At 40.5% G+C, this 11,170-nt stretch carries 8 protein-coding genes; 3 read left to right on the forward strand and 5 right to left on the reverse strand.

The window, feature by feature from the left end; genetic code table 11:
* Positions 1 to 168: 168 nt before the first annotated feature.
* The gene (locus CMT41_RS06885) at positions 169 to 1,458 is read left to right on the forward strand and encodes an ATP-binding protein (RefSeq protein WP_058026731.1); all 1,290 of its coding nucleotides are present in this window, start codon (positions 169 to 171) and stop codon (positions 1,456 to 1,458) included.
* Positions 1,459 to 1,647: 189 nt separating this feature from the next.
* Positions 1,648 to 2,298, forward strand: coding sequence for a VC2046/SO_2500 family protein (locus CMT41_RS06890; RefSeq protein WP_232300028.1), 651 nt, complete (start codon positions 1,648 to 1,650; stop codon positions 2,296 to 2,298).
* A gap of 6 nt (positions 2,299 to 2,304) precedes the next feature.
* On the opposite strand, the gene CMT41_RS06895 is transcribed toward CMT41_RS06890, so the two are convergent.
* A complete protein-coding gene (locus tag CMT41_RS06895) occupies positions 2,305 to 2,802 on the reverse strand; it encodes a YchJ family protein (protein WP_058026732.1) in 498 nt (165 codons plus the stop codon).
* A gap of 259 nt (positions 2,803 to 3,061) precedes the next feature.
* On the opposite strand from CMT41_RS06895, the gene CMT41_RS06900 reads away from it, so the two are divergent.
* On the forward strand, positions 3,062 to 5,521 hold the full coding sequence (locus CMT41_RS06900; RefSeq protein ID WP_058026734.1) for a S9 family peptidase: 2,460 nt from the start codon (positions 3,062 to 3,064) through the stop codon (positions 5,519 to 5,521).
* A gap of 163 nt (positions 5,522 to 5,684) precedes the next feature.
* Here the strand turns inward: CMT41_RS06900 and CMT41_RS06905 are convergent, their stop codons facing one another.
* The 4 genes from CMT41_RS06905 to CMT41_RS06920 form a co-directional block, all read right to left on the reverse strand.
* Positions 5,685 to 6,398, reverse strand: coding sequence for a DUF3379 family protein (locus CMT41_RS06905; protein WP_057180616.1), 714 nt, complete (start codon positions 6,396 to 6,398; stop codon positions 5,685 to 5,687).
* Positions 6,391 to 6,906 (reverse strand): sigma-70 family RNA polymerase sigma factor, encoded by a 516-nt coding sequence (locus CMT41_RS06910; protein ID WP_058026736.1) that lies wholly within the window; start codon positions 6,904 to 6,906, stop codon positions 6,391 to 6,393. Before CMT41_RS06910 ends, CMT41_RS06905 begins: the two co-directional genes overlap by 8 nt.
* Positions 6,907 to 7,247: 341 nt before the next feature.
* Complete coding sequence (locus CMT41_RS06915; RefSeq protein ID WP_232300029.1) at positions 7,248 to 9,074, reverse strand: BatD family protein; 1,827 nt, start codon at positions 9,072 to 9,074, stop codon at positions 7,248 to 7,250.
* Between the two features lie 11 nt (positions 9,075 to 9,085).
* On the reverse strand, positions 9,086 to 11,170 hold the full coding sequence (locus CMT41_RS06920; protein ID WP_058026738.1) for a vWA domain-containing protein: 2,085 nt from the start codon (positions 11,168 to 11,170) through the stop codon (positions 9,086 to 9,088).

The raw sequence follows: 11,170 nt of genomic DNA on the forward strand, positions 1-11,170 counted from the left end.
CTAGGGGATAGGTCACTGTAGCCATTAGCTATTTGCACTCAAAGTGCAGGTTTTACTGGTAATTGCTATATAACCACTAAAATATCAAGGCTTTGTTTACTTCTTGCCAGTGACAAAGCCTTTTTCTTAAGCTTACTTTTACTCCATTCTGTTAATTAAGGCACATTAATGAAATTAGGTCGTTCGTTTTTTAATCTCTATTTCTTTATCATATCCACTTTTATCATTTTTTCTTGGGCACTCGATGAAGTGTGGGCATCTTATCTAGAGCAAGATATTGAATCCTATACCGGTTATAAAACCATGATGATGGCCTTAGGGGATTATGTTCAAAAGCATCCAGAAAACGAATGGCAGGATATAGTTTCGGGTGCCGGAGAAAAATGGGAACTACCTTTAAAACTCATGTCTTTAGCAGAAGTTGATGCCATAGATCACACCGAACATAATTCGTTAACACATACTAATACCCATATTTATTATTTTGATGGTAATGTCGTACTGCATTATTTACTTAAAGGCTCCGACTCTGTTCTTACCTTAGGTCCGGTAAAAATGCCAACTAGGCCCAGATTAAAGGCCATTTACCGCGTGTTAATATTAGCCTGTTTTGGCGTTATCATTTTTATTTGGTTATGGCCGATGTCACGGGATTTAGAATTATTAAAAAAAGCGACCAAGGAGTTTGGTCAAGGAAATTTTGATAGTAAGGCCCCTGCGGCAAAATCAACCATGATAGCGCCGATGATTTCCTCCTTTAATATGATGGCAGCGCGTATTCGACGTTTAATTGAAGCCCATAAAGAGTTAACCAATGCCGTGTCCCATGAGTTACGAACGCCTTTAGCGCGAACCAAATTTGCTTTACAGATGCTTGACACAATTAAAGATGATGAAAAAAGAAAAAAGTACCAGCAACAAATTAGTAATGATGTGCGTGAATTAGAAGAGCTGATCAATGAAATGCTTATATATGCTGCTTTTGATAATGACAAACCTGAACTGAACTTTAGCCGTACTGACTTGAACGAGTTAGTGAGCTTACAAATAGCCAGTCATGATCAGTTTGTCAGCTCGATAGAGTTTATTAATAAACTGCCGAATAACCTTGTTTGCTGTGATGACCACTTTATCGATAGGGCGGTTAATAACTTTATTAGCAACGCCATTAAGTATGGTAATGGCCAAGTGAGAGTGACTCTGTCATTAGAAAATGAACAATGCCAAATTTGTGTTGAAGATAACGGGGATGGTGTTTCTGATGAATTTAAGCAAGTTATTTTTGATGCGTTTTCACGTGGCGATCAATCAAGAAACCGTGAAACCGGTGGTTTTGGTTTAGGTTTAGCTATTGTTGCTCGCATTATGGAGTGGCATCAAGGGCATGCAGCTATCGGCGATAGTGAGCTTGGTGGTGCGTCCTTCACACTTACGTGGCCAATAAAGCAAGTGACTTAACTTAACTATTATCAGCGGTAAGTAAAAGTAGTACTTAAACGTAGTGCTCAAAGGCAATAATTATTGGCAATAAAATCGCTTAATAAAGCAGTGTAATAATTAATTGTAAATTTATGCTCTTATCGGCTAAATGTTTTTTACTTTTAGCCGATAACTTATTTATCAAGGCATAAATAAGAGCATAGCGCAGTGGCCGTAGAGCTATCACCACAGTTTTCAAGCAATAATTTCGCTCCAGATAATGAAGTGAGTAAGAGCAGTGCTGAGCATTTGGTCACTGATTTTTCAGTCACTAATGTATTGCTACATGAATTGCAACTTGGTGAGCAGTTGAATGAAAGTGTTGGACAAACACGTCGTGCAGACTTTACCTTGATGCTGGCAATGTTAACGGATGATGTCCGTGAACAAAGCCAATTTTTATTACCTCAAGCAGCCGAGCCTATAACGGCAGACTTAAGTAATATTGCCTTGAGAAAACAATTCAACCTAGCTGCATCAGCACCTTTAGCACTGTCTGCACCAGAGGATGTTAAGCAATTCAACCAAGTACAAACGATTGTCGATAACGATTTAGCTAACATACATTTAACTAACGCGATGAAAGCTAAACCGTTAGCTTTTCGTGATGATAAAAGCCATATCGACACGCAAGTGCTGCAAAATACCAGTTTATTTACTCAGCTTAAGCACAGGCAAATTACCGCAGCGGCAACACCAGTTAAGCCTGGATCGAGTAACGAGGCGGATAAACCGCTTAGTCAGCCACTGAACTTCAATGCTCAGGCCTGGTTAGATGGCATTCAGCAAGCACTCATTAAAGCACCACTACTTAACTAAGCCTAGTTAGAATGATCGAACCTGCGATTTAGCACAGCACTGTTTAAACTTTTTGCCTTTTTTAGCGGACCAATCCGTTGCATATTGGTTACATGGGCATAGTTCATTGCGTTTAATTTTCTTTATCTGGTTATGCTCAGTAATGTCACCATCAAGGTAGCGCCACTGGTTTTCTTCAACAGTAAAATTAGACTTTTCTCGTAATTCCCATAAGGTATTATCGACGACATAATAGGCTGAAAATTCTACCGTATTTTTACTACTGGCATGTATTTTTAACGCCAACCACAAACATTCATCCGCCCACGCTTGAATTTCTCCTAGCGACTGCTTTAGTTGCTGAGCAGCGCCATAGGTAGCAAAAATATATTGACCATTTTTTGTTGCGTAGGCACTAAAGCGTGAGCGCATCAATTGCTCAGCCGAGCTGGGTTGCTGCTGTTGTGTAATATAAAGTTGGCAACAAGCATTAAATAATAAGGTTGAACCGCACGGGCAAAGCATAACAAAGTGTCCAATGATGGTAGTATCAGTAAAGCCTGTTATTTTAGCGTTTTTTTAACGCAGATAAAACGGTATTGGTCGTTTTATCTTACCCTTTATTTTATTTTATTTTATTTTCTTTTCGATTAGGATAACGCCTCAGAGTAAAGCTAACTTAATTACACTAATTTAATATAACAGCAGAGCAGTCAGTGTGTGCGTTAACTTGGCACTCTGCATTTATTCTTTAACAAAAAAACTCAACAAAAGAATTTATTTTATGAAAATACAACTCATTGCCGTAGCGCTTAGCTTTTCATTAGCCGCTTGTAGTAATACTCAGCTTAGTGAACAGCTTAATACCTCTGCGCCAGACAAAGTGCCCAGTATTGTGGCAGTTAACGCACAAGCAAGCACTATTATTACCTTAGAGCAAGTGATGGCAGACCCTGATTGGTTTGGTCGTGCACCAGAATCATGGTATTGGGGCGATGATAGTAACACTGTCTATTATCAGCAAAAACAATTAGGCAACCCTTTACGTGATTTGTATGCCCTGGATCTGGCTAATAGTAGTAAGACCTCGCCAGTAGATTTATCGATTAAGCATAAAGTTGCCGATAAAAATGCCAAGTTCAATCAAGCGCGTACCCATAAAGTTTATACTTTTAATGGTGATGTTTTTGTTAAAACCTTAGCGAGTAATACGGTAAAACAGCTAACATTCACCTCAAACACTGAGCGTAAGGCATTCTTTTTGACCAATGGCGATATTGCCTATCAAGTGGCTAATGTTTTTTATCGCCACAATAGCCAAACAGGTCAAATTAAAGAATTGGCAAGTTTGCACATGTCAGACAAACCCGCGGGCGTCACCGAGCCAAAAAGCTACCTAGCTAAAGAACAGCATAAGCTCATTGCATATATTGCCTTACAGCAGAGAAATGCGCAGTTAAAACACGCGCAAAAACAGCGTTTAGCCGCTGAAAACTCTGCGGTAACCGACAGTAAATTTTATTTTGGTAAAGATAATAAAGTAGCCTATGCTAGCCTGTCACCAGCAGGTGATAAATTATTGGTCAGCATAGCCTTGGCAAAATCTAGCCGTGATAAAAGCGATATTATGCCTAATTACATTACTAAAGAGGGTGTTATTGTCGCTAAAAAAGTACGTGCTCGTGTAGCCAACAACCGACAGTATAAAGAACAACTTTTTATACTTGATTTAGTAACAGGGACACAACAAGCTTTAAGTTATGACAGCCTACCGGGTTTTGATGAAGATGTTTTAGCGAGTGTTAAAGCGGAAAACTATGCTCGTGCTGGCAAGAAATATAAGTCGGAGAAAAAAGCGCGTAACATTCATGTGCTTGGTATGTATAACCCCATTAAGTGGAGCGAAAATGGTCAACATCTGGCGATAATGTTAGAGGCTTGGGACAACAAAACACGTTGGTTAACCACGGTTAATTTCTCTGATAATACCTTAGTTAGCCAACATAAACTCCATGATGATGCTTGGATTAACTGGAACTTTAATGAATTTGGTTGGTTAAATGCTGATAATAACGCCAGCCTTTATTACTTATCGGAAGAGTCTGGCTATTCTCATTTATATCACAAAAATTTAAACGCTAAGGCGGTTAAGCTAACGTCTGGTGCCTTTGAAGTGAGCAGTGTTACGCTAACGCAAGATAATCAGCACTTTATTTTTAAAGCCAATAAAAAACACCCAGGTATTTATGAAATATACCAAGTGGATATGGCTAAGAATCTAATTGCATTAACAGACTTAGGGGGTAAAAACGATTATGTGCTTAGCCCAGATGAATCAAAACTGTTAATTGAGCATTCTACCGTTACTATGCCGCCTGAGCTATATGTGCAAAATATAAATGCGGCAGGCACGGCTAAGCGCATTACTTATACGGTATCTAAGCAATTTTTGGCTATGCCTTGGGCGGCACCAACGGTTGTTGCTATTCCTTCAAGTAAACAAAAACAACCAATTTATTCAAAAGTATATTTACCTAAAAACTTTGATAAAACTGCCGATAAAAATCGTGCTGTTATGTTTACTCATGGTGCCGGCTACCTACAAAATTCTCACTTGGGTTGGTCAGGTTATTTCCGTGAATATATGTTCCATTCCATGTTAGTTCAACAAGGTTATGTGGTTATTGACATGGATTACCGCGCCTCAGCCGGTTATGGACGAGATTGGCGTACCGCGATATACCGTCATATGGGCAAAGTGGAAGTAGAAGATATGCGTGATGGTGTTAATTGGCTCATTGAAAATGCCAATGTTGATGCCAAGCGTGTTGGTACTTATGGTGGCTCTTATGGTGGCTTCTTAACGCTGATGTCTCTATTTACCGACCCTGATTTATTTGCTTCAGGGGCGGCAATTCGCTTAGTGTCTGACTGGGCTTATTATAACCATGGTTATACTGCCAATATTTTAAATACTCCTGAAGATGATGCCATAGCCTATGAACGCAGTTCACCGATTTATTTTGCTGAAGGACTGAATAAACCCTTACTCATCAATGCGCCTATGGTTGATGACAATGTCTTTTTTGAAGATACCGTACGTTTAGTACAACGCTTGATTGAACTTGAGAAAGAAGATTTTGAAACAGCTATTTATCCGGTAGAGCCACATGGTTTTGTGCAACCAAGCTCGTGGTTAGATGAGTACCGTCGTATCTATAAGTTATTTGAAAACACGTTATAGACTAGTTTTTGTGCTGTGCATAAGTCATATGTTTGACTTTTGTACCGCGCTTTTTGTACCGCACTTATAAACACGACCATTCTAATCGTCGTATGATGAAGACAAAAAAGCCCTGCTATCACTGTTAATAAGACAGCGACAGCAGGGCTTTTTTATTGCAAGATTAAATAAGCCAAGACACAGTTTCACTGATTTTTTGTTGCCATTGTCCTAAAGACTCATTTTTATCAGCAACGACAATAATATTACTGTGAGTAAACTCAAGCGAGCTACCAAACAATTTTTTGTCATTAAAATGAGGGCTAAAGCTTAATTGCTCATTTTTAGGGACAATAAAGACAGTAACAGGGCTGGTTTTACCTTGATAAACTAAGTGCAAACTTTTCATACCATCAAAACGGCAATAATCGGCAAATAACAACTTGCCTAGGGATTGACTGAAGTTGCCATCAAACGTCGCCATCTTCTGGTTTAATGACGCTAAGGTCACTTGGCTAGTAGCATTGTTAGCAAAACTGCCTTGCTCATGATAAACATGGGCTAGGGCATAATCCCCTAAATTGTTATAAGCACTGGAAAACTGCATAAAGTTAAGCATTAAGCCACCAACAATGGCGACAGAGGCCGCTATCGCTAAATGCACACGCGTTTTACGCTTTTGCACTTGGTGACTTGCCAAGGTTTGACGTAAGATCAGTTTTTCGGCTAAACCTTCAGGTACGGGCACCTGTAATGCGCGCATGATTTTTTCATCTAATTGACAAATTTCTTGGGCAAATTGTTTTTTGCTTGGATCTTGTTGCTGCGCCGCGATAGTGTCAGCATCTTGGTTATTGGGATCGGCATATATAGCACGTCGAAATTGCAAATCATCCATTGTACATACCTCGTTTTACCGGTTGTGCCGCTAACACTTCTTTTAATTGGTTTCTGGCTCTAAATAAACGTGTCATCACAGTGTTTTTATTTAGATTTAACATGGTGGCAATATCGGCGCCACTAAAACCACCTAATACTTGTAAAACTAACGGCTCTGAATATTCTGGCGGCAGTTGCGCTATTTTTTCTCTTAACCAGTGGTTTTCAAGCTCCTGCTCTGTGGTCACTGATTGAGTATCTGTTATGTTTGCCTCTTCATACTCACTCATCTCAAAACGCTTTCTTTCGAAGCGCCGGGCATTCTCTCGTCGTAATATAGTGATTAACCAGGACTTGGCGGCTTTTTCATCTTTTAACGAATCAAGGGCTCGCCAAGCACGTAAAAAGGTTTCTTGCACCAAGTCTTCCGCCACTTGTTTTTCGTGGCAGAGCCAATAGGCATAACGGTATAAATCACCGTGTAGCGCCTTTACTAGCGCCTCATATCTAACTTGTTTTGTCATCATATGGTTATAGACCCTAGCATAGGCAAGTTTATTTCAAGCGCCGGTAAATTTTTTAATTTATGCAATTTATTATAGCTAATGCTTAACCTTTAAAATTAGCTATGTTGTAGTTAGGTGTTGGTAATATAGTAAGCTATTGATTTTACAGTGAGTGTTGGTGGTGTGATAAAAGCGAGCGTCACAAGCATGACGGTAAAGGACGTACCTTATAAGACAATGCATGGAGCATATTGTCCTGATGCTTGTGCAGAGCCCCATGGATGGGTTTATGCGTCTCGCTTGTTTACTCGCCCACACTAAACAACAACAGAGCCTTAAAATTAGCTTACAAATATGCGCTTTTAAGGGTTAAGTGCTAATAAGTGCTTGGTATTATTTTTTTCACCTTGCTGCTTCTGCACCGTTTGAATGGCGGTGAGTAAAGTCAAACCTTGCCATGACGGTGCGCCATCAATAGCACTCTTGCCATAAAGGTGCTGCTGTAAATCATTCAATGCGGTGGCAAAGCTTTGCTCTTGAATACACTCTTGAGCCTGGGCAATATTATGGATTTTTAGTCCAGGTCTATCACTGGTGAGTAATTGTCTTAGCCAAGGCAAGATCAAATGTAGCGCTTGCTCGGCATTATTTTTCTTACAGGCGGCTAACAGAGCAAGATAGTGGCTACCCGAAGTAAAGACTTTTGTTGCCTTATTAAATTGAGCCGGCTTATTTTTATGACGGATTTGCCGTAAATAAATACTTTGAATAAGCCATGCTAAGCTCGTTAATAGCCATAAGCTAAGAAATAGCCATTGCCAGCGCTTATCTTGCACAGCTGCTACTGAGGTGGCGAGGGCAGTCTGTTCAGAAGAATTTCCAGTATTCTTAGCTGAGTTATTAGCCGCGTTATGGCCAGGAAAATCGGCCGTGTTAGCGGTGTCGTTTATTGCTTTTGTAGGATCATTGAACGGGTCGCTAGCAAAACTGCCTTCTGCTGCTTGTACCGAGATAGTTTGTGTTGGCAGGGTGGCATATTCAATTTTATTGGTGATGGTATTGAACCAAGTAATACTCATAGCGGGTAAGACAAAGTCCCCCACCATACTTGGTACTAGGGCAAAATTTTGTACCTTTTGGCTGACCAAGCGATTGTTGCTTAGGTTGGCATGTAACTCAGCTTGATCTGGGTATATTTTCAAACCAGGGCTACTTTGCATTTCAAGCTTGGGCAGTTGTGCTTTTGAAAGGCCAGCAGCAGTTAAAGTGATAGTACGAGTAATAGGCTCGCCGACGGTAAATTGTGCATTACCTGCTTGCCATTCTTGATGTAAGGTTAATATATCAGTCGGTAACCATGGGGTGTCGCTTGGGTAGTTGGCCGGTATGGGTAAGACAGTTAAGTGAAGTTCATCGCCTACAATTCTCACTGGTTTCGTTTGCGCAAAGCTTAAAAAACTTGAACGCCGAGTCGATGCTTGCAATATCTCACCGGAAAATAGCGGTGCTTTTAACCTAAGTTCACCACTTTGTTCCGGGGTAATAGCATAAGTTTGTTCAATTACCCGGTAACGTTTACCATTGATAATGCTATCAGACTGCTTGTCTTTGCCTATTTTTTCAATGGTAGCACCGCGTAAACTGGGCTCAGTTAAGTTGCCACTTTTAAGATCTACGGCAAAATGTAGCTTTATTGATAGGGTCAATAACTGTTGTACATATACCTCAGCACTGGATAACTCACTGGTGACAAAAATATCAGCTTGTGCCTTGCTACTGGCATCATTTGTTGCCACCACGGTCAGCTCAATGGGGTCACTTTGTCGGTCTGCAACCTTAAGGGCAGGGATGATAAATTGCCCAGGGTTACGGGCAATTAAAATTATTTGCCATTTAGTGATACGGGTGGTTTTAAAGTTGATCATACTGGTTTGTGAGCTAACCGATGTTTGACCGATAATAAAATCATCAAGTAAGGGACGGGTATCTAAAGCTTTCGGGCCGACATCGTCATCAGCAATTACCGTTAATATTATCGACTCATTAATCATCGCTGGATTTTTATCAATAGTGGCAGTCACTTTTGATAAAGCGTAGGCATTATTGCTTAACAAGAGTGTCGCCATAAGTAACAGGGACAGCATGAGGCTCTGTAAAAGAAATAAGGGCACCTTAGCTGTTACAGGCATTGAAGAATTACTTACCACTTTTTAGTTACTCCTTGAGGCGAACCCTCATGTCGGCGCTTTTGATATTCGAGGCGCATTTTATTTCGTAATAGTAAATAAGGATCGTCAGTGACCTTATTTAAAAGTTGTTGATGTTTTTGCTCAAGTTCTTGTGCTTTGTTATCGCTGGCTTGTTGATCTAGCGATTTTTCATCGCTTGGCTGTTGTTCATCGTCGGCAGCTTTACTTTGCTCTGCTGGTTGTTTTTTTTGCTGTTCTTCTTGTTGTTTACTTTGTTCGTTTTGTTGCTCTTGCTTATTCTCCTCAGCAGCTTGTTGGCTTTCTTGTTGCTCGCTTTGCGGTTGCTGCCCTTGTGAGTCCTTATTTTCTTGGCCCCCTTGCTGTTCTTGTTCTTTATCGCCAGGTGATTGTTCTTGTGAGTCCTGATCTTTCTTATCACCTTCAGACTGTTGTTCTTGTTGCTCTTGCTGTTTTTTCAGCGCTTCAAGTATGGCTAAATTCTCTTTGGCATCGGTCAAGTTAGCCTCTTTTGCTAGCGCCTTTTTATAAGTTTCGATAGCCTCATCAACTTTTTGTAACTGTGCTAGGGCATTGCCCTGATTATACAATGCTTGTGCGCTGTCGCTTGCTTTAAATGCTTGTAATGCTTGTTCATAATCACCGGCTTTGTAGTGAGCACTGCCTTGCCATTGACTATCTTCAAATTGCTCAGCCGCTTGTTGATAATCTTTTTGTTGATAGTATTGTTGCGCTTGTTGGTCTGAGGTTTGCCATAAATCTCGCCAAAATTGATTTGCACCACTGATGGTCGCATTGGCGTAGACATCACTCTTGCTATTAGTGCCAGTGGTGGTGTGCAAACTAGATGTTGTCGGCTCTTGCTTGGTGTTCAGCTCAGCAGCATAACTGCGTGGACTTAGGCTGGTTAAACTCAATACTAACGTCAGTGGCATTAGCCATGTTATTGCTAATATACTGGTGCCGCGGCGAAAGTAGCTTAATAGCAAGGGCACAATAATGATGAGTAACCAAGGGCCTTGCTCTTGGTATTGGTCGCCTAACAATGCTTGATTACTTTGAGCTGTACCTAGTTGTTTATTGTCTGAGCCAACCTTGTCCTCCAGGCTATTACTTAAATGAGCCGTCAGTGCTTTGATATCCGTGTCATCGTTGGTCATGGTATGATAAACCCCTCGGCTACGCTTACTAATCGCCGCCAGTCTAGCCGCGGGTAATTTGGGCACCACGATAGCGCCTTTATGATCTTTGAGTAACTTGCCGCTACTTAGTTTTATCGGGGCACCATTTTTACTACCGACACCTAAAATATTCACTTTATGGCTGTTGCCATTTGCCCAAGCGTAAATATCAGACATTTCTTCATTATCAATATCATCAGTCAACCAATAAATATCACCGCTAATATGACCGGCATTCTTAAGAGTTTGATCAGCTAAGATTAAGGCTGCCAAAGCATTTGCCCCATAAACAGGCATAATGTCAGGTGACAATGCCGGTAACAGTAGCTCGATATTTCTAATATCTTGCGTTAATGGACTAATAATAAAGGCATCACCTGCATAGGCAATTAAACCAATATCACCTTCGTTGATTACTTTCAGTAAATCGAAGGCTTTATAGCGAGCACGGGTCAATCTATTGGGTTTTACATCGGTAGCAAGCATGGAGTAAGACATATCCATGATAAGTACCGAGCCACGATCTAGTTGATAAACCGGTTGTGGCAATTTTTGCCAAGCAGGTCCTGCTAGGGCAAAAATAATAGCACTGCCAATAACAAAAGGTTTTAACCAATAAGAGCTTTGGGATGAGGTAACTGATGTTGTTTGGCTGTGCGTATTTTCCAATAAGGCGTTGGCTAAATGCGCAGGGAGGAAATGCTGCCAAGGTGATTGGTAATAGCGGATCTTTTTCAGCAGAAATAACACCACTAATAAAGCGAAAAAGGCGAGTAACCACCAAGGTCGAATAAAGTGAAAGTTATTGACTATGCCTTCGAAGCTGAGACTATCTAAAGTAAAATTGCTAGCTACTTGGCTTAAATCAGTTGATAAATTAGTTTGTTGTGCTGACAT

Source organism: Colwellia sp. MT41 (assembly GCF_001444365.1).
GTDB classification, from domain to species: domain Bacteria; phylum Pseudomonadota; class Gammaproteobacteria; order Enterobacterales; family Alteromonadaceae; genus Colwellia; species Colwellia marinimaniae.